At 39.0% G+C, this 25,506-nt stretch carries 30 protein-coding genes and 1 pseudogene; 15 read left to right on the top strand and 16 right to left on the bottom strand.

The features are described from left to right. Positions 1–36: 36 nt before the first annotated feature. Both WBW42_RS08720 and WBW42_RS08725 read left to right on the top strand, forming a co-directional pair. Positions 37–162, top strand: a complete 126-nt coding sequence (locus tag WBW42_RS08720; RefSeq protein WP_002118600.1) for a KGW motif small protein — start codon at positions 37–39, stop codon at positions 160–162. A 68-nt stretch (positions 163–230) separates the two neighbouring features. Next, the gene (locus WBW42_RS08725) at positions 231–548 is read left to right on the top strand and encodes a YqfO family protein (RefSeq protein WP_032055200.1); all 318 of its coding nucleotides are present in this window, start codon (positions 231–233) and stop codon (positions 546–548) included. Here the strand turns inward: WBW42_RS08725 and WBW42_RS08730 are convergent. Next, positions 545–1,345, bottom strand: coding sequence for an enoyl-CoA hydratase-related protein (locus tag WBW42_RS08730; protein ID WP_032055202.1), 801 nt, complete (start codon positions 1,343–1,345; stop codon positions 545–547). The genes WBW42_RS08725 and WBW42_RS08730 overlap by 4 nt on opposite strands. 109 nt (positions 1,346–1,454) lie before the next feature. On the opposite strand from WBW42_RS08730, the gene WBW42_RS08735 reads away from it, so the two are divergent. After that, complete coding sequence (locus tag WBW42_RS08735) at positions 1,455–2,030, top strand: nicotinate-nicotinamide nucleotide adenylyltransferase (RefSeq protein ID WP_002119001.1); 576 nt, start codon at positions 1,455–1,457, stop codon at positions 2,028–2,030. An 11-nt stretch (positions 2,031–2,041) separates the two neighbouring features. Here the strand turns inward: WBW42_RS08735 and WBW42_RS08740 are convergent, their stop codons facing one another. From WBW42_RS08740 to dapD, 8 genes are all read right to left on the bottom strand, one after another. Next, positions 2,042–2,404 carry a glyoxalase superfamily protein gene (locus WBW42_RS08740; protein WP_005067793.1) on the bottom strand — a complete coding sequence of 121 codons (363 nt, stop codon included), beginning with the start codon at positions 2,402–2,404 and terminating at the stop codon, positions 2,042–2,044. A gap of 11 nt (positions 2,405–2,415) precedes the next feature. Further along, positions 2,416–2,985, bottom strand: a complete 570-nt coding sequence (locus WBW42_RS08745; protein WP_005073120.1) for a CAP domain-containing protein — start codon at positions 2,983–2,985, stop codon at positions 2,416–2,418. Between the two features lie 118 nt (positions 2,986–3,103). After that, entirely contained in the window at positions 3,104–3,565 is a 462-nt protein-coding gene (locus WBW42_RS08750) for a peroxiredoxin (RefSeq protein WP_032055206.1), read from the bottom strand. Between the two features lie 17 nt (positions 3,566–3,582). Next, positions 3,583–4,269, bottom strand: coding sequence for a Dph6-related ATP pyrophosphatase (locus tag WBW42_RS08755; protein ID WP_032055208.1), 687 nt, complete (start codon positions 4,267–4,269; stop codon positions 3,583–3,585). A gap of 97 nt (positions 4,270–4,366) precedes the next feature. After that, the gene (locus WBW42_RS08760; protein ID WP_005073124.1) at positions 4,367–4,783 is read right to left on the bottom strand and encodes a hypothetical protein; all 417 of its coding nucleotides are present in this window, start codon (positions 4,781–4,783) and stop codon (positions 4,367–4,369) included. 16 nt (positions 4,784–4,799) lie between these two features. Beyond that, complete coding sequence (gene queC / locus WBW42_RS08765; RefSeq protein ID WP_002118843.1) at positions 4,800–5,468, bottom strand: 7-cyano-7-deazaguanine synthase QueC; 669 nt, start codon at positions 5,466–5,468, stop codon at positions 4,800–4,802. A 40-nt stretch (positions 5,469–5,508) separates the two neighbouring features. Continuing rightward, positions 5,509–6,219 carry a 7-carboxy-7-deazaguanine synthase QueE gene (gene queE, locus WBW42_RS08770; protein WP_032063834.1) on the bottom strand — a complete coding sequence of 237 codons (711 nt, stop codon included), beginning with the start codon at positions 6,217–6,219 and terminating at the stop codon, positions 5,509–5,511. A 98-nt stretch (positions 6,220–6,317) separates the two neighbouring features. Continuing rightward, on the bottom strand, positions 6,318–7,139 hold the full coding sequence (dapD, locus tag WBW42_RS08775; RefSeq protein ID WP_002118664.1) for a 2,3,4,5-tetrahydropyridine-2,6-dicarboxylate N-succinyltransferase: 822 nt from the start codon (positions 7,137–7,139) through the stop codon (positions 6,318–6,320). A 294-nt stretch (positions 7,140–7,433) separates the two neighbouring features. Here dapD and carO point away from each other — a divergent pair, with 294 nt between their 5' ends. After that, entirely contained in the window at positions 7,434–8,162 is a 729-nt protein-coding gene (carO, locus tag WBW42_RS08780) for an ornithine uptake porin CarO type 4 (protein WP_002118918.1), read from the top strand. A 94-nt stretch (positions 8,163–8,256) separates the two neighbouring features. Here the strand turns inward: carO and WBW42_RS08785 are convergent, their stop codons facing one another. The 6 genes from WBW42_RS08785 to WBW42_RS08810 all read right to left on the bottom strand — a co-directional run bounded on the left by WBW42_RS08785 (position 8,257) and on the right by WBW42_RS08810 (position 13,766). Continuing rightward, positions 8,257–9,180, bottom strand: a complete 924-nt coding sequence (locus WBW42_RS08785; protein WP_002118601.1) for a CysB family HTH-type transcriptional regulator — start codon at positions 9,178–9,180, stop codon at positions 8,257–8,259. A gap of 71 nt (positions 9,181–9,251) precedes the next feature. Beyond that, a complete protein-coding gene (locus tag WBW42_RS08790; RefSeq protein ID WP_002118816.1) occupies positions 9,252–10,313 on the bottom strand; it encodes a sulfate/molybdate ABC transporter ATP-binding protein in 1,062 nt (353 codons plus the stop codon). A gap of 11 nt (positions 10,314–10,324) precedes the next feature. Further along, on the bottom strand, positions 10,325–11,209 hold the full coding sequence (gene cysW / locus WBW42_RS08795) for a sulfate ABC transporter permease subunit CysW (RefSeq protein ID WP_002118746.1): 885 nt from the start codon (positions 11,207–11,209) through the stop codon (positions 10,325–10,327). Beyond that, positions 11,206–12,039, bottom strand: coding sequence for a sulfate ABC transporter permease subunit CysT (cysT, locus tag WBW42_RS08800; RefSeq protein WP_032055212.1), 834 nt, complete (start codon positions 12,037–12,039; stop codon positions 11,206–11,208). The genes cysW and cysT overlap by 4 nt, the downstream gene beginning before the upstream one ends. Positions 12,040–12,119: 80 nt before the next feature. Next, the gene (locus tag WBW42_RS08805) at positions 12,120–12,728 is read right to left on the bottom strand and encodes an RBBP9/YdeN family alpha/beta hydrolase (RefSeq protein ID WP_032055214.1); all 609 of its coding nucleotides are present in this window, start codon (positions 12,726–12,728) and stop codon (positions 12,120–12,122) included. A gap of 30 nt (positions 12,729–12,758) precedes the next feature. Next, positions 12,759–13,766, bottom strand: a complete 1,008-nt coding sequence (locus WBW42_RS08810) for a sulfate ABC transporter substrate-binding protein (protein ID WP_001212602.1) — start codon at positions 13,764–13,766, stop codon at positions 12,759–12,761. A 263-nt stretch (positions 13,767–14,029) separates the two neighbouring features. Here WBW42_RS08810 and pabC point away from each other — a divergent pair, with 263 nt between their 5' ends. The 4 genes from pabC (at position 14,030) to WBW42_RS08830 (ending at position 17,076) form a co-directional block, all read left to right on the top strand. Further along, positions 14,030–14,842, top strand: a complete 813-nt coding sequence (gene pabC / locus WBW42_RS08815; protein ID WP_002118496.1) for an aminodeoxychorismate lyase — start codon at positions 14,030–14,032, stop codon at positions 14,840–14,842. 1 nt (position 14,843) lies between these two features. Beyond that, positions 14,844–15,914 carry an endolytic transglycosylase MltG gene (mltG, locus tag WBW42_RS08820; RefSeq protein ID WP_032055217.1) on the top strand — a complete coding sequence of 357 codons (1,071 nt, stop codon included), beginning with the start codon at positions 14,844–14,846 and terminating at the stop codon, positions 15,912–15,914. 9 nt (positions 15,915–15,923) lie between these two features. Further along, complete coding sequence (tmk, locus tag WBW42_RS08825; protein ID WP_032055218.1) at positions 15,924–16,523, top strand: dTMP kinase; 600 nt, start codon at positions 15,924–15,926, stop codon at positions 16,521–16,523. Between the two features lie 136 nt (positions 16,524–16,659). After that, entirely contained in the window at positions 16,660–17,076 is a 417-nt protein-coding gene (locus WBW42_RS08830) for a PaaI family thioesterase (RefSeq protein WP_000842533.1), read from the top strand. 62 nt (positions 17,077–17,138) lie between these two features. Here WBW42_RS08830 and nadB read toward each other — a convergent pair whose 3' ends face one another. Continuing rightward, complete coding sequence (gene nadB / locus WBW42_RS08835; RefSeq protein ID WP_000367525.1) at positions 17,139–18,782, bottom strand: L-aspartate oxidase; 1,644 nt, start codon at positions 18,780–18,782, stop codon at positions 17,139–17,141. A 230-nt stretch (positions 18,783–19,012) separates the two neighbouring features. On the opposite strand from nadB, the gene WBW42_RS08840 reads away from it, so the two are divergent. From WBW42_RS08840 to rnc, 7 genes and pseudogenes are all read left to right on the top strand, one after another. Beyond that, the gene (locus WBW42_RS08840; protein WP_005067820.1) at positions 19,013–20,389 is read left to right on the top strand and encodes a Do family serine endopeptidase; all 1,377 of its coding nucleotides are present in this window, start codon (positions 19,013–19,015) and stop codon (positions 20,387–20,389) included. A gap of 122 nt (positions 20,390–20,511) precedes the next feature. Continuing rightward, positions 20,512–20,964 carry an acyl-CoA thioesterase gene (locus WBW42_RS08845; RefSeq protein WP_005073148.1) on the top strand — a complete coding sequence of 151 codons (453 nt, stop codon included), beginning with the start codon at positions 20,512–20,514 and terminating at the stop codon, positions 20,962–20,964. A 21-nt stretch (positions 20,965–20,985) separates the two neighbouring features. Then, positions 20,986–21,533, top strand: a pseudogene (locus tag WBW42_RS08850) (GNAT family N-acetyltransferase). Positions 21,534–21,716: 183 nt separating this feature from the next. Next, the gene (gene lepA / locus WBW42_RS08855; protein ID WP_002118606.1) at positions 21,717–23,534 is read left to right on the top strand and encodes a translation elongation factor 4; all 1,818 of its coding nucleotides are present in this window, start codon (positions 21,717–21,719) and stop codon (positions 23,532–23,534) included. Between the two features lie 75 nt (positions 23,535–23,609). Then, positions 23,610–24,437 (top strand): signal peptidase I, encoded by an 828-nt coding sequence (gene lepB / locus WBW42_RS08860; protein WP_002118456.1) that lies wholly within the window; start codon positions 23,610–23,612, stop codon positions 24,435–24,437. A gap of 24 nt (positions 24,438–24,461) precedes the next feature. After that, positions 24,462–24,836: a DUF4845 domain-containing protein gene (locus WBW42_RS08865; protein ID WP_032055219.1), complete on the top strand. Its 375-nt coding sequence runs from the start codon at positions 24,462–24,464 to the stop codon at positions 24,834–24,836. Then, complete coding sequence (rnc, locus tag WBW42_RS08870) at positions 24,808–25,500, top strand: ribonuclease III (RefSeq protein WP_005067830.1); 693 nt, start codon at positions 24,808–24,810, stop codon at positions 25,498–25,500. The genes WBW42_RS08865 and rnc overlap by 29 nt, the downstream gene beginning before the upstream one ends. The last annotated feature ends 6 nt before the right edge of the window (positions 25,501–25,506 follow it).

Genomic DNA, 25,506 nt, shown 5'->3' on the forward strand with positions numbered 1-25,506 from the left:
CTTTCTCTGTAACAACGATAAAAATCGGAGATCAAAATGATGAAAAATAAGTATCACATAAGAACAATGTATACCAAAGATAAGGGCTGGCGCTTGTTTGGCTTGGCGCTTGCCATTCAAATCCTCTTTATTGGAGCAAATTATTTGGTAATGATGAGCTGACTTTGATTTAGAAGCTTTTTTAACGGTATGATTTAAAGCAAGTTCACTAGTTTTGAGTCATTCTACCTATGTTAAAGCTGATTTATTACGTGCCAGATTCACATCTTGAGTCGACTAAACAAGCTATTTTTTCTGCTGGTGCGGGTGGTATCGGTAATTATGAACACTGCGCATGGCAAGTGAAAGGAATAGGGCAATTTAAACCCATCAAAGGTGCAGATCCTTATATCGGAGAGCTGGGTGAACTTGAACAAGTTGATGAGTGGCGAGTTGAAACAATTGTAATTGAAGAAAATGCACAGGCTGTAGCAAAAGCATTAAAGGCAAGCCATCCTTATGAAGAGCCTGCCTTTGAGTTTATTCAAATCATAGAAATTGATTTTTAATTAAACTGCGAGAAATCTGGTTTACGTTTCTGCATAAATGCTTGTACAGCTTCTAGCATTTCTGGAGATTGAACGCGTTGCATAAAGATTTCAGCTTCATGATCAATACATTCAATAATTTGATCTAAATCATGTTTCATCAATGCTTTGGTTTGTTTTAATGAGGCAAGTGGTAAAGCTGCTAAATGTTGAGCGGTTGCCTGAGCAGATGCATAAGCATCTTCAACAACTTCATTAACTAAGCTTGCTTGTACTGCGGTTTCTGCATTAAATTTTTTCGCAGTAAATAGAAGTTCAGCTGCTTTGTGATAACCCGCTTGTTTAACCAATAATTGGCTTGCACCGCCTTCTGGAGAAAGGCCAAGACTTACAAATGGAATTTGGAAAAGGGCGGTATTGTCAGCAAAAACTAAATCTGCATGTAATAAAATCGTAACACCAATACCAATAGCCACACCTTTTACTGCAATAATAAGTGGCTTCGATAATCTAGCAGCAGATTTAAGGAGTACAAACGGAGGAACTTGACCTGCTGGGCCTAGATTGGGATTTTGTACAAAACCCATAAAATCTTTCATGTCATTACCAGCGGTAAAATCTTGCTCTACACCACGTATAACGATTACTCGTACATCTTTGTCTTGGTCAGCTTCATCAAGTGCTTTGGCAATCCATAAGTAAAGTTCGCCATACAGTGCATTTTTTGCTTCTGGGCGATTTATGGCTAAGGTGAGTACGCCACCTTCTAAATTTGCGTGTAAATGTTGATGAGGTTGTTGAATACAGCTAAGTGTCATCGTACTATCCTTGCTTTAAACCACGTTGTTAATTTTTAGGTTCTCATTATGGCGCATATTTTTTGTAATGCGGTTAACTGGTGAGTTCATAAAAAGTGAAAATCTAATTATGTATAAATTTGACTATCTCGTTTTTATAGGGCGTTTTCAACCATTTCATTTAGCTCATATGCAGACAATTGAAATTGCCTTACAACAAAGCCACTATGTCGTTTTGGCATTAGGTTCTGCTCAAATGGAACGTAATATTAAAAATCCGTTCTTAGCAGTAGAGCGCGAGCAAATGATCTTGTCAAATTTCTCGTTAGAAGAGCAAAAACGCATTCGTTTTGTACATGTAGTAGATGTTTATAATGACGAAAAATGGGTAAAACAAGTCAAATCTTTAGTGAATGGCGTAATTGAACCGAACTCAAAAGTTGGTTTGATTGGACACTTTAAGGATGAGTCTTCATATTATTTACGACTATTTCCTGAGTGGATTATGGTTGAGCTTGATAGTTTAAAAGACTCTATCTCGGCAACACCAATGCGTGAAGCTTATTATCGTGGTGAAATCCAAACCGAATTTTTCCCTGTAGGAACTATTCAATTTTTAGATGAGTTTAAAAAAACACGCACTTATCAACAGTTACAACAACGCTTTGAAGAAGATGATCGCTCTAATTTAGATGATTTTGAGTAAATGTATATCGATTAAGCATCTGCCCAAAAGATAATTCGGTTGGAAAAAGGATCGGTGATACTGAGTTCAAGTGTCTCCCAATCTGTTTTTTCAACCTGAGGCTTAGAAAATTTATAATTTTTTTGGCTTAGTTCACTATGCAGCTCGTAAATATGTTCCCAATAAATACGGATCGCACTATGAGGACTCGCATCTCCAAAATGCTCAGATAAATGAATAACGCAATCATCTTTAGAAATTTGTAAATATAACGGAAAGTTGTCTTCAAATTGGTGTTGCCAATCAAGCTGAAAACCTAAGAACTCAAGATAAAATGATTGAGCTAACTCGACATCAAAAATTCTTAAAATAGGGGTGATCGAACCTGATTGCATCTTTTTTCCTTTTAACGTGTACCAAATTGTTGAGTCCAATAGCTCTTTTGTTTTACAGATTGATCAGAAGCACAAGCAATTGCATAGGTTGTAAATTTAGGGTTCATTAGGTTACTACAATGTAGGGGACTCGACAGCCATCTAGACATCACTTCATCTAATGTTTTCTGTCCACTCGCGACATTTTCACCATTGGCTTTACCGAGTGTATTATAAATTTTCAAACGTGATTTTAAATCTAGTCCCGTGGAGCCAACATGTCCGAGAAAGTTGTGTGTTGCCATATCTTCACTATGAGAAAGTGCACCTTTATATAAATTATTACTCCAACTTAATGGTCTGGTTGCAGCGAAATGTTGTTGTCCACATTGGCGTGATTGCTGGCGAATTTGATTAATTATTTTAAGTACGGTTTGTTGATAGGCAGGGTTTTGTAAATCTTGGCAACTTATTTTTATAGGTGGAGTTTCAACTTGCGTGGTAGATGGTGTAATTGAGGGCGGCATACTGGATGAACTAACGGAGCAAGCAGAGATAACAAGACCACTAGACAGTAAATTACAAACTTTGAGCAGACTCATGTAAATACCTTAGCGTGAATTATTCTAATGTCTTTATCATACGCCAAAGTAAAGGAGTAAGTAATTTGTTCATATACAAAAAACGAGCATTATGCCCGCTTTTTGTTTCTTAAGTTTATTAAGCTGTTTGTAGAGCTTTTAAGTCTTCTAGAACTTGCTCTGCATGCCCAGCTGCTTTAACTTTGCGATAGCTTTTAACTAAAGTTTTGTTATGGAAAATAAAAGTAGAACGTTCAATACCCATTACTTTTTTACCATACATATTCTTTTCTTTAATCACATCAAAGTGATGACAAAGAATTTCTTCTTTATCACTGATCAGATCAATAGTAAGTGCTTGCTTCTCTGTAAAATTTTGATGGGCTTTTACCGAGTCACGTGAAATACCGAAAATACGGGTATCTAAAGCATCAAACTGATCTTTCAAACAAGAAAAACCCACTGCTTGTGTTGTACACCCTGGTGTTGAATCTTTAGGATAGAAGTAAATAATTAGCCATTCATTTTCGACTTCGGTCAAGTTCACTTCGCCGTGTGTAGTAGGGAACACCTGATTTGGCAGTTGAATATTCTCAGACATTTCTTATCCTTTAAAAGTTAAATTTGATTTAATTCAAGTGGTAAAAAAGCGTATTCCTCATGATAAACAATATTGAGTTTTCTTACAGGGATTGCTTTGTTAAAAATTGGCCCATCAATCACGGTCGTATGAAATTCACCGCCCTCACCACATGGATCAATGCCACGGTTCTCAAGCTCTTGGATATATTCTAAAGTTAAAGTTTTTCCTAAATCTCCTACCTTCATCCCGAGTTTAAGGTTTACGGTCACCACTACACTCTGGAATCCAAGTTGAATAAATTCTTCAACAACTTCACGATGCGGACGTAGCCAAAGAGGCATTGCTAATTGAAGACCCACTTGTTGCGTTACTCGATCATGCCAACAGCCGTGTTCAGGCATATCAAGGTCACCTGTAACCAGTACCTCGGCTCCTTGTTGCTTTGCTTGATTGAGTAATTCAATAAACTTTACTTCATAGTCATTCCAACTTGATGAAGCCATAAGCACGGGCAAACCGATTGCTTTAGCTTGTGCTTGAATAATATCAAGAGGCATAGCATGTGAGCGAGAACGTTGGCCTTGTTCTTCTAGCATTACGATCAACCCAATCACTTCGCCTGTCTGCATTGCATGGTAGAGTGCTAGAGAACTATCTTTGCCTCCACTAAATGAGACAATAGACCTTTTATGGTTAGCATTAGTTTTCCATTGTTCTTGCATAGCTTACATCAAATGAATTGGTCAAAAGTGCTGTCATTTTAACAGAGCTATAAAAAAAGCCTGCATAAATGCAGGCTTAATTTGGGACATTAAAATCTTATTTCTTAGGAGCTTGTTGTTGAGCTGCCTTCATTGCATCTTCAGTTAACTTTTCAAGCTTAGTTGTTAACTGAGGACCAAAACATGCTTTAAGATCACGGTTTTGTTGTTGTACAAATCCTAGAGAACTTGGGCTTTTCTTCGCATTGATTGCGCTTTGGATTTCCCATTTTTGTGCTTCAGTCACTTTACCTTGTGCTTCAACTTGGCAGCTACAGAATTTGCTAACTTCAGATGAACTTAACTTGCCGCCTTTAGCAGTTTGTTCTTTACAAACGTTAACTAATGCACCTTTAACGTTAGTACTTTTATATGCCGCTTGAACTGGGTTTTCAGCTGCTTGAGCTGAACCAGCCATAAGTGCAGCTGCTGAGAATAAAGATGAAAGAATAAGATTTGATTTTAACAACTTCATAAATTTTACCTACTTATTACGGTATATAGCGTGTTGGATCGGTAACACCAGCATCGATAAAGCCTTCTTTACGCAAACGGCAACTGTCACATTTACCACACGCACGTCCTTGAGCATCTGCTTGGTAGCAAGATACCGTTTGACTATAGTCTACGCCATGTTCAATCCCTAAACGTATGATATTCGCTTTGGATAAATGTAACAGGGGTGTTTCAAATTTAAGTGGTTTTCCTTCTACGCCAGCTTTAGTTGCTAAACGGGCCATATTCGCAAAAGCATCAATAAATTCAGGGCGACAATCAGGATATCCTGAATAATCAACAGCATTGATACCAATAACAATAGCTTCAGCATTAAATACTTCAGCTGCTGCTAGAGCATATGAGAGGAAAATAGTGTTACGCGCTGGTACATAAGTTACAGGAATACCTTCTTGTAACTGTTCTGGTACTGCAATGTTGTGATCTGTAAGTGCTGATCCACCTAAATTTGCTAGATCAATATTAATTACACGATGTTCAACACCTGAACGCTGAGCTAATGCTTTTGCAGCATCAAGTTCAGTGGTTGAGCGTTGACCATACATAAAACTAATAGCAATACATTCATAGCGCGCTTGTGCCCAAGCTAGGCAAGTGGTTGAGTCTAAGCCGCCTGAAAGTAAAACAATGGCACGAGAGCGCATATTTTTCTCCATATTCGGAATGATTTATTTTATTGAGTGATTAACGACCTGATTCATCATTCCAAAGCAGTTTATGTAACTGAAGTTGAAAACGAACAGGTAATTTATCATCAAGTATCCACTGTGCCAGATCACGTGCTAGACGTGGCAGGCCTACAGCACCTTTTTCAACCGCAAAGGCAGGGGAGAACCAAACGGTACTGACTTTGGTTTGCAGTTGATATTTTTCAACTTGTTGCTTTGACCATTCATAGTCTTCACGATTACAAATCACAAATTTGATTTGGTCACGTGGTGTTAAATGGTCAAGATTACTGATGAGATTGCGATGTTCTTCACCAGAAGTTGGAGTTTTTAAATCGAGGACTTTTGAAACACGGAGATCCACTCTTGATACATCAAGGGCTCCACTGGTTTCTAAAGAGACGTCAAAACCTGCTTCACATAAACGTTGTAATAAAATCAAACAGTTTGGCTGAGCAAGAGGTTCACCACCTGTCACACAAATATAAGGTGTTTGAAATTGTGTAGCTGTTTCAATGATATGTTCAAGTGAAAAACGCTCGCCACCTTCAAAGGAATAGGTGGTATCGCAATAGCTACAACGTAATGGACAGCCTGTTAGACGAATAAATACAGTCGGTAGGCCAGAGGCATTTGCTTCACCCTGCAACGAGTAAAAAATCTCGGTAATGCGTAAACCGGACGCAGGGTCTGAGACAGGAATTGCAGAGGAACGTAAGGAAGCCATTCTAGAAATACCACACTATATAAAAAATAAAATCTCTACGATCAGTTTGATCGTAGAGATGAGGAGCGATTAAAGCTCCGCAACAGAGTTATAACAAATTAGTCAGCGCGTAACAAATCGTTCAAGCTTGTTTTTGAACGTGTTTGCGCATCAACTTTTTTCACGATAATTGCAGCATATAAGCTGTAAGTACCACATTTAGATGGCAAGCTGCCTGAAACTACAACTGAACCTGCTGGTACACGACCATAATGGATTTCGCCAGTTTCACGGTCATAAATTTTAGTTGATTGACCGATGAAAACGCCCATTGAAATGACTGAGCCTTCTTCAACGATAACGCCTTCAACGATTTCTGAACGCGCACCGATAAAGCAGTTGTCTTCAATAATAGTTGGGTTAGCTTGTAATGGTTCTAAAACACCACCAATACCTACACCACCAGATAAGTGAACATTTTTACCGATTTGAGCACATGAACCTACAGTTGCCCATGTATCAACCATTGTGCCTTCATCTACATAAGCGCCAATGTTGACATAAGATGGCATTAACACCACGTTTTTAGCTTGGAAGCTACCACGACGTGCTACAGCAGGAGGAACAACACGAACACCTGCAGCTTTAAATTGCTCTTCAGTCCAACCAGAGAATTTAGTTTCAACTTTGTCATAGAAACGAAGATCACATGACTCGATTGGTTTATTGTCATTCAGTTTAAATGATAATAAAACAGCTTTTTTTAACCATTGATGAACAACCCATTCACCATTGATTTTTTCAGCAACTCGAAGTGTACCGTTATCTAAACCAGCAATTGCTTCTTCAACAGCTTGGCGAATTTCGCTTGAACAATCTGCTGCAGTAAAATTTGCGCGGTCTTCAAATGCTTGCTCAATGATTGTAGAAAGCTGAGACATGATCTTCCTTCCATAAAAAATTTTAAAGATTTTACACTAATTTGTGACAAGAATCTTTCAAAAACGTGTTACGTTTAATTGATGATATAAATGAGATAAACCAAAATAAGCTTATTAGATAATCAAGTGTTTTTTACACAAAAATGATTTGAAAATAAAAATTTAACTCAATTTGTATCAAAAAATAACAGAAATCTAGCATTTTTTGTATAAAAAAGAATCTAAGCTGTCATTATTATGATTTCAGTCACAAGATGAATAAATTAAAAACAGAGCCTTTTTGAGGAGAAAACTATGAAAGCATTACGTGTATTAGTCACTACAACAGCTTTATTCGCTGCTGGCGCTGCTATGGCAGATGAAGCCGTTGTTCATGACAGCTACGCATTTGACAAAAACCAATTAATTCCTGTGGGGGCACGTGCTGAGGTAGGTACAACTGGTTACGGTGGTGCTTTGTTATGGCAAGCAAACCCATATGTAGGTTTGGCTCTTGGTTATAATGGTGGTGACATTTCATGGACAGATGATGTTTCTGTAAATGGTACTAAATATGACCTAGATATGGATAACAATAATATCTACTTAAATGCTGAGATTCGTCCATGGGGTGCAAGTGCTAACCGTTGGGCTCAAGGTTTATATGTAGCTGCGGGTGCTGCTTATTTAGATAACGATTACGATCTAACTAAACGTTCGCAAGACGGTACTATTAAAGTAAATGGTAATAATTATAACTTTAATGGTTCAGTGGATGGTAAATTAAGTTATAAAAATGATATCGCTCCATATTTAGGTTTTGGTTTTGCACCTAAAATCAATAAAAACTGGGGTGTATTTGGTGAGGTAGGTGCTTACTATACTGGTAACCCAAGTGTAAATCTTAAATCAAATGGTACATTTGTTAATGTTAATGGTGCTGACTTTGATAAAGACTTACGTGCTGAAGAAAACGAAATCCGTAATGATGATAAATACCAATGGTTACCAGTTGGTAAAGTTGGTGTGAACTTCTACTGGTAAGATCGCAAAAGAAAAAACGAGCTACGGCTCGTTTTTTTTGTACTTAATAAAATAAATAAAAGAGCTAAAAAGCTCTTTTATTTATTTTTAATTTTTATTCGTCTGGGTAAGCAATTTTCTTAAGCGCTTTAATATCCGCATCAGGTGAGCATAAAGAAATAAATTCGTAACCATAACCGCGTAATAAGTGGCCTTTGCGAACCGCAATCCATGTAGTATTAACACCAAAAATATCAGTTTTGGTTTGCTTTAAACGATAATCACGTTCTGTATCATAAGCCACGTCATTGACAATCCCGACACCCATGCCAAGTTCCACATAAGTTTTGATAACATCGGCATCAAGAGCTGACATTACGATATCTGCATCTAGGTGAGCTTCTTCAAAGGCTTTATCAATTTTAGATCGGCCTGTAAAACCACCATGATAAGTAATGAGTGGATATTCTGCTAAAAGTTCTAGAGTGATCTTATCCGCCTGCACCAGAGGATGATTTTGCGGGGTAATAATACTGTGCTGCCATTGATAGTAAGGAATACTAGCCAGATTTTCTTCAGTTGTTAAAGACTCAGTTGCAATTCCAATATCCGCTTCGCCTTGTAAAAGCATTTCTGAAATTTCGACAGGGCTAGCTTGTTGTAAAATCAAATGAACTTTTGGAAATAATTTCTTAAATTGATTAACGATTGGAGGCAATACATAACGCGCTTGTGTATGCGTAGTTGCGATCGTTAATGTTCCTTCATCAACCTTATTAAAATCTTCAGCAAGCCGTTTAATATTTTCAGCATCCACTAACATGCGTTCAACAATGCTAAGAAGTGACTGTCCTGGTTCAGTTAAACCTAAAAGGCGTTTACCTTTACGAACGAAAAGTTGAACACCTAATTCATCTTCTAAATCTTTGATGTGTTTACTTACACCCGATTGAGATGTGTAGAGTGCAGCCGATGCTTCCGTCAAGTTAAAGTTTTGGCGTACTGTTTCTCGGATAATTCTTAATTGTTGAAAGTTCATTTACACTTTTCCTCAAAAGAGGTGAGGAGCGTCTAAAGATCCGCAAGATATTTCCTCACCAAATATATTTCTTAAGCAACTTGGTCTGCAAATAAGTGCAATTGAGATGCGCTCACCCAAACAGTTTGATTAGGTTTAAATGCATGTAATTTTGCAGCTTCACTGCTCAGAGCAATTTCAATTAAACGTCCATTACGGTCTTGTAATTCGGCCACTACTTTTCCAGCAATCCAGATTTCACGTACAAAAGTCGCTTCAATGGTATTCGCTTGCGGTTGCGAGTGAATATGTAACTCATCTGGACGGGCAAAAGCAATCACTTTTCCTTGAGGTGCCTCAACTGCTGTTGGTAATTGAATACGGTCATTACCGATACGGATAATACCTTCCGTATGTTCACCTTCAAATCGATTTGCCTGACCCAAGAAATCAAACACAAATGGCGTTGCAGGTTTTTCATAAACTTCACGAGGTGAACCGATTTGCTCAACATTACCTTTATTCATGACAATAATCTGGTCTGCAACCTCAAGTGCTTCTTCTTGATCGTGAGTCACGAAAATTGAAGTGATATGCAATTCATCATGTAAGTTGCGTAACCAGCGACGTAATTCTTTGCGTACTTTGGCATCTAGAGCGCCAAATGGTTCATCGAGTAATAACACGCGAGGTTCTACTGCCAAAGCACGGGCTAAAGCAATACGCTGACGTTGTCCGCCAGAAAGCTGAGCAGGGTAGCGGTCTGCTAAAAAGCCTAGTTGAACTAGATCAAGTAAACGAGTGACACGTTTTTTAATTTCAGCTTCCGAAGGACGGGTTGCACGAGGTCGAACACGTAAACCAAAGGCAATATTGTCAAATACAGTCATGTGACGGAATAAAGCATAGTGCTGAAATACAAAGCCGACCTGACGCTCACGCACATGTACATTAGTCGCATCTTCACCTTCAAGTAAAACCTGACCGCCATCGGCTGACTCTAGACCTGCAATGATACGAAGCAGAGTCGTCTTACCACAACCAGATGGTCCAAGTAGCGCAACCAGTTCACCCTCTGGAAAGTCTAGGGAAATATTTTTAAGCGCATGGAATGCACCAAAGTGTTTTTCAATATTTTTAACTTGAATACTCATGATTTCATTCCTTACGAATCAGTTGAATGCGGTTCTGGTTTATCTTGATGTAGCTCTAACCAAGTTTTTAAAATCAGTGTTAAAAGAGCTAAGAAGGCAAGCAGTGAGGACACGGCAAAGGCTGCGCTAAAGGTGTACTCGTTATATAAAATTTCAACATGCAGTGGCAGGGTATTGGTTTCACCACGGATATGACCAGAAACCACTGATACTGCGCCAAACTCACCCATTGCACGGGCATTACACAAAATCACGCCGTAAATCAGACCCCATTTAATGTTAGGGAGGGTGACCTTCCAAAAAGTTTGCCAACCTGAAGCACCGAGTACAATTGCTGCTTCTTCTTCCTCTGTTCCCTGAGCTTCCATGAGTGGAATTAACTCACGCGCCACAAAAGGAACTGTAATAAAAATGGTTGCTAAAACAATTCCAGGTACGGCATATAAAATCTTGATGTCATGATCCATTAACCAGCCGCCGAACCAACCTTGCGCACCAAAAATTAGAACAATCATTAAACCTGCAATAACAGGTGAAACCGAAAAAGGCATATCAATGATAGTGGTTAAAATTGCCTTGCCTTTAAACTGGAACTTAGAGACAGCCCAAGCTGCAGCAACACCAAATATCACATTAATTGGAACTGCAATTGCTGCGGTGAGTAATGTTAATTTCACTGCTGATAAGGTATCTGGATCAATCAAAGCCTGAACATAGACTTCAAGTCCCTGTTTAAATGCTTCTACGAAAACTAAAATGAGTGGCAGCATGAGGCAACTGAGGAAAAAAATCAGTGCAATTGTAATAAGGGTATAACGTACCCAAGTTGGCTCACGTGTCGCATCACGAGACTGTAACTTCAAAGCAAGTGCGTTGCTGTCGGTATGTAAATTCATGTGATGTTTCTCCCTGTACGACGGTTTGCCCATGCTTGAAGTAAGTTAATGACAAATAGAATGATAAAAGAGAGAACTAACATGACCGCTGCAATGGTCGTTGCACCTGCATAATCATATTCTTCAAGACGAGAAATGATCATCAGCGGTGCAATTTCTGTTTTAAATGGCTGGTTACCTGCAATAAAAATAACAGAACCATACTCACCCACGCCGCGAGCAAACGCTAAAGCAAAGCCTGTAAATAGAGCAGGTAGTAAGATGGGTAAAATAATTTTAGTAATGGTCTGCCAACGATTTGCACCAAGTGCTGAAGCTGCTTCCTCAAGTTCGGTTTCAATATCGCTGAGTACTGGTTGAACGGTCCGAACAATAAAAGGAATACCAATAAATACCAATGCCAGCGTAATCCCGATAGGCGTATAGGCAACCTGAATACCAAGTGGTTCCAGATATTGACCTAACCAACCAGTAGGTGCATAGAGTGAAGTCAGTGCAATACCAGCAACTGCGGTTGGAAGAGCAAAAGGTAAATCGACCAATGCATCAATTAGACGCTTTCCTGGAAAGTTATAGCGGACAAGACACCAAGCCAAAAGCAGACCAAACACAACATTAATAAATGCTGCGATTAAAGCTGAACTAAAGCTGAGTTGAAGCGATTTCAAAATACGCTCAGACGTTAAAATTTCCCATAATCCGTCCCATCCGATTCCAAATGATTTGATAAAGACTGCGGCTAATGGAATAAGCACAATAAAAGAAACGTAGGCGAGGGTGAAGCCCAAAGATAGACCAAACCCAGGCAGCACTCGGGATCGCTGCGACATGATATTTCCTCAAAGAGAAAAGCCTGCTGAAACCAGTAAGCGAATAAAAAAAGATAAACAGTGCGGTATAAAGATTGGTATTAAGCAAATTTCAGAGAGAAATGTGCTTTTACCGGGTCGATAGATGAGTGACTACACATCGAATCTTCTGGGATCAAATAGTTCAGCAAATCCGGGAATGGCCCAAAACCTGAGGCAACATTAATATGGCCCACTTCACCAAGATTAACGGGATTTAACTTCCATGATTTTGCAAGTTGTAACGCATCAAAAAAGCCGAGCCATGGATCATTTTCACTAATGAGTAGCGTTGCAGGCACATCAATTTTTAATTGATGAAAATAATCTTTGTAGTCGGTCAAGCTATGGCGAGCAAACCCTGCTTCCCCAAAGCGTGCCGGATTCGCTGGAGCGACTAAAATTAGTTTCTTAACTTGGCTTCTTAATTCTGGATGCTCAGCCAAAGCAGCTACACTCGTTAAGCATCCAAAACTATGTGCAACAATTTGAACAGGAGCTTGAGCTGCTTGAACTGTTTTAACGAATTGCTCAACCCATTCGCTTAATACAGGTCTATCCCAGTTTTTTTGCTCAACACGAGAACTAGACACGAGTTGACGCTGCAACCAAGATTGCCAATGCTGATGTTCACTGCCACCTACACCCGGAACAATTACAGTGTGAATCATGTCTGTTCTCCTTACCTTTAGTGCAAAGAATTACTTCTCTGCACTATTGATTTTCACGATTTGATCGAAAACACCACCATTATCGAAGTGTTGTTTTTGTACTTTTGTCCAACCACCAAACTCTTTGTCGATTGTTACAAGCTTCAATGGCTTAAATACATTGCTGTATTTTTTAAGAACAGCTGCGTTACGCGGACGGTAGAAGTTACGTGCTGCAATTTCTTGACCAGCAGGTGAGTACAAATAGTTGAGATAACCTTTAGCAATCGTTAAGTTGCCTTTTTTAGCTGCATTCTTCTCCACAATTGCAACTGGAGGCTCAGCTAATATCGAAAGAGACGGAGTAATAATTTCAAATTTGCCCGGCTGTTCACGAATAGCTAAATGAGCTTCATTCTCCCAAGCCAGTAATACATCACCAATGCCACGCTCAGCGAAAGTAGTCGTCGCACCGCGAGCACCAGAGTCTAGAACTTTAGTATGTTTATAAATTTGGCGAACGTATTCTTGTGCTTTCGCATCATTGCCGCCTGGTTGATGTTTTGCCCAAGCCCAGGCTGCAAGATAGTTCCAACGAGCACCACCAGAGGTTTTCGGGTTTGGTGTAATGATTTCTACACCTGGTTTGATTAAATCAGCCCAGTCTTTAATTTGCTTTGGGTTGCCTTTACGCACCAAAAATACAATGGTTGATGTATATGGCGTTGAGTTTTGTGGCAGTTTTTTCTGCCAGTTAGTTGGAAGTAATTTTGCTTTTTCAGCAATTTCATCAATATCTGCTGCAAGTGCTAATGTCACCACATCTGCATTTAAGCCATCGATAACCGCACGAGCCTGTTTACCAGAGCCGCCGTGTGATTGCTTAAACTCAATATCTTGACCAGTACGTTGTTTCCAGTAAGTACCGAACTGTTTGTTGAAATCTGTATATAGCTCACGAGTAGGATCGTAAGAAACGTTTAAAAATTCTTGGGCTGCAAATGACGAAACAGAAAGAAGTGCAGCGATAACCCCGACTTTTAATTGAGAAAAACGCATGAGATAAGTCCTCAAAAAATATGAAATGTTCAAAACATGAACGCAGAATAGCGCTAGTCTTTATTCTAAAAAAATAATAAAAAACGAATTTAATATGAAAAAAATAGAAATAATAAAAAGAGATAAACTATTCTTAAATCTTGATATATAACAAGTTTCAAAAGCAGATACGAAATCGGTATAATTTTTTAAAATCAATCATTTATTATTTAAATGAAAGGTGTTGTATTGTTGTGCGGCTTTTAGCAAAGGATGGAGCAAACATGTGGTGTTTTAAAAATGGGCAACCCGTTGAGACTATTCCTTTATTAGATAGAGCCTTTCATTATGGAGATGGATGCTTTACCACAATTCGTGTCTTTCAAAATCAGATTGAGCTTAAAGAAAGGCACTGGCAACGTCTAAAACTTGCATGTCAAAAACTGTCTTTAACTGTAAATTTTGAATTAATCGAACTGAGTTTACAGCAGCTGCAAAAGCAGAACCTTGTACTCAACGGCACTTTAAAAATTGTGATTAGTCGTGGGGAAGGCGACCGCGGTTATAGTTTGCCGAAACATGAAGCTGATATTTATATCTGGTTTTATCCAAAAGCTTTAGAGCCGTTTGTGCCTGACTCTATCCAGTGCGGTGTTTTAAATCAGGCCCTAGGTTTAACCATGCCGAGCTTGGTCGGGCTTAAATCTTTAAACCGTCTTGAACAAGTATTGCTAAAAAAAGAAGCAGATCAACTCGGGTGGGCTGAAGCATTAGTTACTGATGTACAAGGTTATATTGTTGAAGGGGTCAGTAGTAATTGTTTTATTCGTTTAAATGATAGATGGATTACTCCTGAACTTCGCTATAATGGCGTCCATGGTGTAATGCGGGCAGAAATTCTGGCGCGTATGCAGCACCATGGTATTGCCTGTGAAGTACGTGTGATTGAATTAGATGAAGTATCTGAAATACAAAGTCTATTCTTTTGTAATGCTTTAAACCCTATGCGAGTGGTCACTCATTTAGGCGAAAAAACGCTAGATACACAGGCATGCATAGATTTATTTCATATCCTTAACTTAAATCAGATTCATTAATATGCCGAAGCCACCTGTGAATGCGAAAGCAAAAAACGCCAAGAAAAATAACAAAAAACAAGCTCCAAAATTTTCTAAGCGATTGGTTCTAATTGGCCTTTTTATTGTTTTAATCTTTACGTTTGCCATTTTATGGTCAAGTTTGTTTAAGGCTTATCCTATCGAAGGCAAAAAACAGATGTTATCTATTACATCTGGGGAAACTTATTCTGGTTTTATTGATCGTTTAGCAAAAGAAGACAAAATTAGCTTTCCTATCGTATTAAAGCTTTATCAAAAGTTTATGATTCATGACAGCATGAAAGCTGGTGTGTATGAAATTGAACAAGGGATGAGTGTAAGACAAGTGTTAGAGATGTTATCTGATGCTGATAATGCTCAGATGAATCGTGTTTTGGTGATTGAAGGTACAACTTTTAAGCAGCTTATTACTGCACTCAAAAATGATAAAAATGTAAAAAATACAATATTGGATTTACCTAATGATCAGCTTATGAAAGCGCTTGGGATTCCTTACGATCATCCAGAAGGCTTATTCGCGCCGAATACTTATTTCTTTGCCAAAGGCGAGACTGACAAGAAAATTCTTACCGATTTATATCATCGTCAAATAAAAGCTCTAGATACAGCTTGGGCAAATCGCGCGCCGAATTTACCTTATAAAGATAAATACGAAGCATTAATTATGGCTTCTATTGTTGAGAAAGAAACGAGTTTAGACAGTGAACTTACACAAGTTTCTGGAGTTTTTGTCCGCCGTTTAAAACTCGGTATGCGTTTACAAACGGATCCAACTGTTATTTACGGAATGGGTAATAATTATAAAGGCAACATTACCCGAGAAGACCTCCGTACTCCAACACCATATAATACTTATACCATTAATGGTTTGCCTCCAACTCCAATTGCTTTGCCAAGCCAAAAAGCAATTGAAGCAGCATTACATCCAGATGATTCAAATAACATCTATTTCGTAGCGACTGGTAATGGTGGACATAAATTTACGGCAGACTTGCAAGCACATAATCAAGCTGTGCAAGAATATTTATCCGTGTTGAGATCGAAGAAATAAGGAAAAGAGATGTTTATCAGCTTTGAAGGCACGGAAGGGGTAGGTAAAACTACACTCATTCGAAAAATTCATCAGCATTTTGAAGAGCAAGGCAAACAAGTTATTTTAACTCGAGAGCCGGGGGGCACACCGTTAGCTGAGCAAATTCGTTCGATGCTTTTGGCGGTGAATCATGATGAAAATATGAGTCATGATACCGAGTTATTACTCATTTATGCAGCACGTGCTCAACACTTACAACAAGTTATTTTGCCTGCTTTAGAAGCTAACAAAATTGTATTAAGTGATCGCTTTACCGATGCGAGTTTTGCTTATCAATGTTCTGGCCGTGGTTTAAGCCAAGATAAATTACAACTTTTAAATCAGAACTTCGTTTCACGCATGCCGGAGGTGACTTTCTGGTTAGATGCACCGATTGAACTTGGTATGAACCGTGCACGTGAACGTGGAGCTTTAGACCGTTTTGAACAAGAAAAGTTAAGCTTCTTTACTAAGGTTCGTGAAGGTTATGAAACCTTATGGAAAGCTGAGCCTGAGCGTATTAAACGTTTAGATGCTACACAAAGTCCAGATCAGGTGTTTGAGCAAGCTCTACAATATTTAGCATAGGCCATCGGATTAGCCACTCTCATATTTTTGGGAGTGGTGAAAAATGACGCTAATTCTGATTTAAAACGTCATAGAAAATATCTGTTATTTTCTTATGCTATCTTACATATGATTTATAGATTGAAGAATAACAAGGATGAAAAGCTCAAAAGAAGAAATCGTGGCATTTCTTGAAAAGGAATTTCCACCAAGTCTTGAACATTGCACGATTGAATCAGTCACCCCCAAAGCTGCAGTTGTTTATTATCATGTCGATCAAAGGCATCAACGCCCTGGTGGCACCATATCTGGTCCAACCATGATGACATTAGCTGATTTTGCCTTATATATTGCGATATTAGGTGAGATCGGTATTGTTGGTTTAGCCGTAACCACCAACTTTAATATTAATTTTTTAAGAAAACCCGCAGGTGATCAAGACTTACGTAGTGAATGTAAACTCATGAAGGTCGGAAAGAGCTTGGTTGTTGGGGAAGTCTGGATTTATTCAGTCGGTTTGGATGAACCCGTTGCGCATGTGACCGCGACTTATTCAATCCCACCTAGAGCATAAATATCAAAGCAAATAAAAAAGCACAGCCAGAGCTGTGCTTTTTTGTAGAGTAGAAGAACAGCTTAAATGTCGGTATTTACCAATGGCTGTTCTACTGCAAAATTTGGAGGAGTCAAAACAGTTTTACGAATCTCGCTGGAAGTTTCCGGATAATCAAGCGTGTAATGTAAACCACGTGATTCTTTACGTTGCATGGCACAGCGAACAATCATTTCAGATACTAAAACAAGGTTACGAAGCTCAATCAGGTTTTTGCTAACACGATAGTCTTGATAATATTCCGTGATTTCACGCTTTAACATTTCAATACGGTGTAAAGCACGTTCTAAACGTTTTGTGGTTCTGACAATACCAACGTAGTTCCACATGGTCGAACGTAACTCATCCCAGTTTTGTAAAATCACAACATCTTCATCTGGATTGGTTACTTGTGAGTCATCCCAAGTTGGTACTTCAGGTAATTTGAAGTTTTCATCAAATTTATTTTCGATATCTTTTGCCGCACTCATACCGTAAACAAAGCACTCAAGTAATGAGTTACTTGCCATACGGTTTGCACCATGTAAGCCTGTATAAGACGTTTCACCAATCGCATAGAGACCTTCAATGTCCGTCTGGCTATTTGAGTCAACCACCACACCCCCACATGTATAGTGAGCTGCTGGAACTACAGGAATCATATCTTTGGTAATGTCGATACCTAACTCAAGCAATCGTGCATAAAGTGTAGGGAAGTGCTCTTTAATAAACTCAGGTGATTTATGGGTAATGTCTAACCACACGTGACGAATACCGAGACGCTTGATTTCATGGTCAATGGTACGTGCCACAATATCGCGAGGAGCCAGTTCTGCACGATCATCAAAACGCAACATAAAACGTTCGCCATCAGGTAAGCGCAAATAAGCACCTTCACCACGCATAGCTTCAGTAATTAAGAAAGAGCGGGCTTGTGGATGGTACAGGCAAGTTGGATGGAACTGATTAAATTCCATATTGGCTACACGGCAACCTGCACGATAAGCCATTGCAATACCGTCACCTGTGGCAATATCTGGATTAGATGTGTACAGATAAGCTTTCATTGCACCGCCGCAAGCCAGTGCGGTAAATGGTGCAAGGAATGTATGAACTTTTTCCGTATTTTCATCTAAGGCATACAAACCAATAGCGCGATTCGCTTGATCGGTATGACCTAATTTATGCGAGGTGATTAAATCAATCGCAATATAATTTTCAAAAATAGTAATATTTTTACGTTCTTTGGCACGTTCAACCAAAGTGGTTGAAATGGCTTTGCCTGTTGCATCAGCAGAATGGATAATGCGACGCTGCGAGTGACCACCTTCGCGAGTCAAATGAAGCTGTTCATCTTCATCTAAGGTAAATTGCACGCCTTGTTTTAAAAGAAAATCAACAGAAGGGCGGCCGCCTTCTACGGTATGTTGTACCGCGTCCATTTCACATAAATGAGCGCCTGCAATCATAGTGTCATTAATATGCTGTTGAATAGAGTCAGTCTCATCAAGAACAGCAGCAACGCCACCTTGAGCATAAAAGGTACTTGCTTCGGTTAGAGCAGCTTTGGCTAAAACTGCAATATTAAAATGATTTGGTAACGATAAAGCCAGACTTAAACCAGCGCCGCCGCTGCCCACAATAATCACGTCAAAGTGGTGAATTGTCTGTAAATTAGGCATGTCCATTCGCATCAATTTAAAACGTCCGCTAATGACACCCCTTTTTACCTAAAAAGGCAAGAGCTTAAGCGCTCTAACTCAGAGAAAAATTGCAATTGGCTTAAAAAGTTGCAATGCGTAAAATATTCCTTGTGATGACGTATTACAAATAAACATATTGTTACGCACAACCTCAAAGCGTTGTGATACAACAGTTTTATCCTTATTCTCGTAGACCAATTGTGGGTGAGCACCGAATGAAATCTCGCTATTTACAACAAGGAATGTATGCAGCGGTATTTACAGTTGCTGCTGTTCAAGCAAATGCTGCTGTTGATTTTTCAAATCTTGTTGAACAAGTTAGTCCAGCAGTCGTGAGTGTAAATGTCGTAAAAAAAATGACTCAGGATGAACTGTTGCAGCAGCAAGTTCCTGAAATTTTAAAACGTTTCTTTGGCAATCAGGTCATCATTCCACAGCAACAAGGTCCACAAGAAAAGACAGCTTACGGAAGTGCATTCTTCATTAGTAAAGATGGTTATTTGCTTACAAACCACCATGTGATTGAAAATGCCTCTCGTATTAGCATCACTCTAAATGACCGCCGTGAAATTGATGCAACCGTAGTGGGTAGCGATGAGCGTACAGACGTTGCTTTATTAAAAGTAAACGGAACTAACTATCCAGCTTTACGAGTAGGAAATGTTGATCGCTTACGTGTCGGAGAACCTGTTTTAGCTATTGGTTCTCCGTTTGGCTTTGACTACTCAGCTTCGGCCGGTATTGTCAGCGCAAAATCACGAAACATGAGCGGTGAAACTTCGGTGCCGTTTATTCAAACTGATGTGGCTTTAAACCCGGGTAACTCTGGTGGTCCATTGTTTAACCAAAATGGTGAAGTGGTCGGGGTAAACTCTCGAATATTTAGTGGTACTGGCGGTTATATGGGCTTGTCTTTCTCTATTCCGATTGATGTAGCAATGGATGTTGCCGATCAGCTTAAAACAAAAGGTAAAGTCACACGCTCTTATCTTGGTGTGATGATGCAAGATATTGATCGAAACCTTGCTGATGCCTACAAATTACCAAAACCTGAAGGTGCTTTAATTACTCAAATTTCTCCGAACTCACCTGCACAAAAAGCAGGATTAAGAGCCGGAGATGTGATTTTAAAACTAAATGGTGCACCTGTGCTCCGTACGAGTGATTTACTCTATGCATTAAACAAAGTACAGCCAAATCAAACCGTTCAGTTTGAAGTATTACGTGATGATAAAACACGCAATATTTCAGCGACTTTAACGACTGCACCAGATGAAACACCTGCTACTGGTGCACAAGGTGCTGCATCTAAGGGGCCAGTTTTAGGCATGAGTATTCGTGATCTAGCTGAACCGGAAAAAAATGCGTTGAGCGTAAAAGGCGGTATTTATGTACAAGATGTTCGCCGTGGTGGTTTAGCGTCACTGTCAAATATCATTCCGGGTGATGTGATTACTCAAGTCAATAATAACCAGATTTTGAATAGTCAGGATTTTGCAAAAGTTGTTTCTAACTTGCCGAAAAATACCGTAGCACGTGTTGCTATTATTCGTCAGGGACAGCGCGCAATGCTTGGTTTACGTATTCAATAATCCTCAACCGAATCAATAAGCCACCCTGAAAATGGGTGGTTTTTGTTATTTATCTTGAGCGTTTAGCGATATCTACCTACACTTATTTCAGTTTTAAGGTTAATAAATAAGAGTGTTCATTTGTGAGTAGTATTTTTGATTTACATATTCAGGTGCAGCCACATCACATTGATGCGTTAGGGCATGTAAATAACGTAATGTATGTTCAATGGATGCAGGATGTAGCTGCTGCTCATGTTGAAACTTTGGGAGTAGGGGTAACTAAATATCTTGAGTTAAAACACGCCATGGTCGCGGTTGAGCATCATGTGCAATATCGTAAAGCTGCATTTGAAGGCGAACAAATTGTGTTACGTACATGGTTAGATGACATTAATGCACTTTATTCATTCCGCCAGTATGTGTTTTTTCGTCCATCAGATCAGGCCGTATTATTTGTTGGGAATACCAAATGGGCATGTATTGAAATTGCTACAGGACGTCCAAAACGAATGTCGCCAACTTTTACCCATGCATACAAGCCGCTTGACTCAAGCATAAACCCTTACGATTTTACCGTTTCGTATGATAAGTAAGTAAAAAAGAGAGGCTGGAATTTGAAGAATTTATTTTCCATAGAAACCGATCGATTAATCTTAAGTGATCTTACAGAAGCTGATAAAAATTTTGTCTTTGACTTATTTTCAAATTCAAGCGTACTCGAATTTTATGATTTAAAAGCCTTTACTTCATTAGAAGAAGCTGGGGCTTTAATTGAAAAAATGCATAAAAAATGGAATCAACAGCTAGGTTTTAGGCATGCTATTCGTCTTAAAAAAGATGGAAGTATGTTGGGAACATGTGGTGTAAATACTATCAAACAGAGTGATGATGATTTTGCGGTTGTCATTGGTTATGAACTTCATCCTAATGCATGGGTGAGGGATATATGCAAGAGGCTCTAGTAGGGCTCATCCAGTATTTGAAACAAGAGAGATTATTCCAAAAACAAATAAAATATGTTTGGGCTGAAATATTTGAACAGAACATTAGATCTCAACAAGTCGTGCAGAAACTCGGATTTGAATTGATTGGGGATATAGCTAATGAGACAGGTAATAATTTATCTGCAAGTCTACTTAAGTTCGAGCTAAAACTGTTCTGATTTAAGTACTCTTCAAAGAGAAATAGATCGTTATGTTGAGAAGTTTAAAAAGCTTTTTTAAAAGAAAGAATTTATATCTTTTTCATATCGGCAATCTGTTATAATCTCACGCAATTTATTTAACCGCTTTGGCTGTGTATTAAAACAAGCTACATAGCACTCTATATTTTCTCAAGGTAACCCATGGCGCAAGCTAAAAAATCCGTCGATATCAAAAATATACGAAATTTCTCGATTATTGCCCACATTGACCATGGTAAGTCTACATTGGCTGACCGTTTTATTCAGATGTGTGGTGGTCTACAAGATCGTGAAATGCAAGCTCAGGTCTTAGACTCAATGGAGCTTGAGCGTGAACGTGGGATTACCATTAAAGCCGCTTCTGTCACGCTGTATTACACCCATCCAAATGGTCAGGAATACCAACTTAACTTTATTGATACGCCAGGGCACGTTGACTTCTCCTATGAAGTTTCTCGTTCATTAGCTGCATGTGAAGGTGCGCTACTGGTTGTAGATGCTGCACAAGGTGTTGAAGCTCAATCAGTTGCAAACTGTTATACAGCAATTGAACAAGGTCTAGAAGTTCTTCCTATTCTAAATAAAATTGATTTACCACAGGCTGAACCTGAACGTGTAATTCATGAAATTGAAGAAATTATCGGGATTGAAGCGACAGATGCACCAACCTGTTCAGCAAAAACTGGTTTAGGTGTTGAAGGTGTACTCGAGCGTTTAGTCGATGTTATTCCGGCGCCAGAAGGTGATCGTGAAGCACCATTACAAGCATTAATTATCGACTCATGGTTTGATAACTACTTAGGCGTAGTTTCTCTTGTTCGTATTAAACAAGGTCGTATCCGCAAGGGCGACAAAATGTTGGTTAAATCGACAGGGCAAACTCATCCGGTCACTTCTGTAGGTGTGTTTAATCCTAAGCATACCGAAACAGATATTCTTGAAGCTGGTGAAGTAGGTTTTGTTATTGCGGGTATTAAAGATATTTTTGGTGCACCAGTAGGTGACACGATTACTCTTGCTTCTACACCAGACGTTGCAACTTTACCGGGTTTCAAAAAGGTTAAACCGCAAGTATATGCTGGTCTTTTCCCTATTGATGCGAGTGACTTTGAACCATTCCGTGAAGCATTACAAAAATTACAGATCAATGACTCGGCTTTATTCTTTGAACCAGAAAGTTCGGATGCTTTAGGCTTTGGTTTCCGTTGTGGCTTCTTAGGTATGCTGCACATGGAAATTGTACAAGAGCGTTTAGAGCGTGAATACGATCTTGACCTCATCAGTTCTGCACCTACCGTAATTTATGAAGCATTAACTAAGAAAGGCGAAACGATTTACATCGATAGTCCATCAAAAATGCCGGATGGATCGACTGTAGAAGATTTGCGTGAACCAATTGCTGAATGTCATATCCTTGTTCCTCAAGAATATTTAGGGAACGTAATGACGCTCTGTATCGAACGTCGTGGTGTACAAAAAGATATGAAATTCTTGGGTAACCAAGTTTCTATTACTTTTGAAATCCCGATGGCTGAAGTTGTTATGGATTTCTTTGATAGATTAAAGTCATGCTCTCGTGGCTTTGCATCTTTAGACTATAACTTTGTACGTTTTGAAAGTTCAGCTTTAGTTAAGGTTGATGTGTTAATTAATAGCGAAAAGGTTGATGCCTTGGCTATGATTTGTCACCGTAATGATGCACGTCATCGTGGTATTGCATTGGTTGAGAAAATGAAAGACTTAATTCCTCGCCAAATGTTCGATGTTGCTATTCAGGCAGCAATCGGTGCGCAAATTATTGCCCGTTCTACCGTAAAAGCGATGCGTAAAAACGTATTGGCAAAATGTTATGGTGGTGACGTTTCGCGTAAGAAAAAACTACTTTCTAAACAAAAAGAAGGTAAGAAACGTATGAAACAAGTGGGAAGTGTTGAAATTCCACAAGAAGCGTTCTTGGCTGTATTGAAAGTAGAAAGATAAGAAATGAGGGTGGGGGAAGTGAACAATTTCTTTTCCCCACTGTAATACAAGCAGCGAGGCTGCGAGTGAGGTCATGTGGATTTTGATTTTAATTTAATTCTTGTTCCAGTTACGCTGATTCTATTTGCAGTGTGGTTGTTAGATAAACTTGTATTAAAACAGCGTGCAAATAAAGGACGCGGGAACGAAAATTTTGTCATTACATGGGCCTATGACTTTTGGCCAGTTTTAGCTGTAGTACTTGTGCTTCGTTCATTTCTTTATGAGCCATTTAATATTCCATCGGACTCTATGGTGCCAACTTTAGAAACTGGTGATTTTATTCTGGTGAATAAATTTGATTATGGTGTACGTCTACCTATCGTTAATAAGAAGATTATTGATGTAGGCGAACCGAAGCGTGGTGATGTAATTGTATTCCGTTATCCACCTCAACCGACTATTAGCTATATTAAACGTGTAATCGGTTTACCTGGTGATCATATTGTTTATGACCATGGGCAATTGATTATTAACGGGAAAAAAGTACCGAAAGTATTAACACAGTTCAGTCGTGAAAAAGATGTGATGGATACGCCAACGTCTATTTATCATAAAGAGACGATTGGTGAGCATACCTTTACGATGCGTGAGCTTGAAGGCGTAAATGTGGCGCGCCAAGCACCGTTTATCAACTATGTTGAAAATGGTAAATATGCGAACCAAGACGGTTTATATTGGGAAGTGACTGTACCAAAAGGACATTACTTTGCAATGGGGGATAACCGAGATCAAAGTGCAGACAGTCGTTTCTGGGGTTTCGTTCCTGAAGAAAACTTAACAGGACGAGCATTCTACGTGTGGATGCATAAAGAACCGGGTTTACACCTTCCTAACTTTAGCCGAAATGGAAAAATAGATTAAAAACAACCATTAGGAAAAAAAGAAATGCGTAAGGCACAACAGGGTACTTCGTATTTAGCAATTTTATTTGGGGTGGTTATATTTGCGGTTGCAGTAAAAGCTGTACTTGCAGTTTGGCCAGCATATTGGGATGATCGGCTGATTAATAATCAGATAGAAGAGCTTTTACAAGAAAGCTCTTCTGAGATCACACCACAAAAGTTTGTAACACAAATGGATCAGCGACTTGAAATGAACAATATTCGTGATCTCCACTTTAAAGAGATCGCTCAAGTGTTTAATCAGTCAGGTCTAACGGTCAAAAAGAAATATGAAGTAAGAAAACCTTTCTTATTCAATATTGATTTAGTTTTAACATTTGAGAAGAGTTTTGATAAAACATCAGTTCAAACTAAGTGATCCTCGCTTACTGAGTCGAATCGGATATCAATTTAAGCAGCTTGAATTGTTACAGTTAGCTTTGACTCATCGTTCGGTGAGTCACAAATACAATTACGAGCGCTTAGAGTTTCTCGGTGATTCATTATTAGGCATGATAATCGCCAATTATCTATATCATGCCTATCCAAATGAAAATGAAGGTCGTCTCACGCGTATGCGTGCGACCTTAGTTCGCCAAGAAGCGTTAGGTAAGATTGCAACCGATTTGCAACTTAGTCGGTGTTTAATATTAAGTACAGGCGAGTTGAAATCTGGTGGTCATCATCGTGAGTCAATATTAGCAGATACGGTAGAAGCGATTATTGGTGCAATTTATCTTGATAGTGGTGATCTCAACTTACTTAAAGATATTGTGCTAAAATGGTACATACCCTATTTAGACCATATAGAACCTACGGATCAACTCAAAGATCCGAAATCACGTTTACAAGAGTATCTACAAGCACGTAAAAAACCTCTCCCTGTTTACGAGGTTGTAGATATTCAGGGTGATGCACCTCATCAGCACTTTAAAGTGGAATGTGTGGTAGATGGTTTACCGAAGATTTATGGTGAGGGTTCAAGTCGTCGTTTTGCCGAGCAGGCAGCAGCGGCGGAAATTTTAAAGTTATTGGAGCAATAACCTGCA

It is taken from the genome of Acinetobacter sp. LT1, from assembly GCF_059800965.1.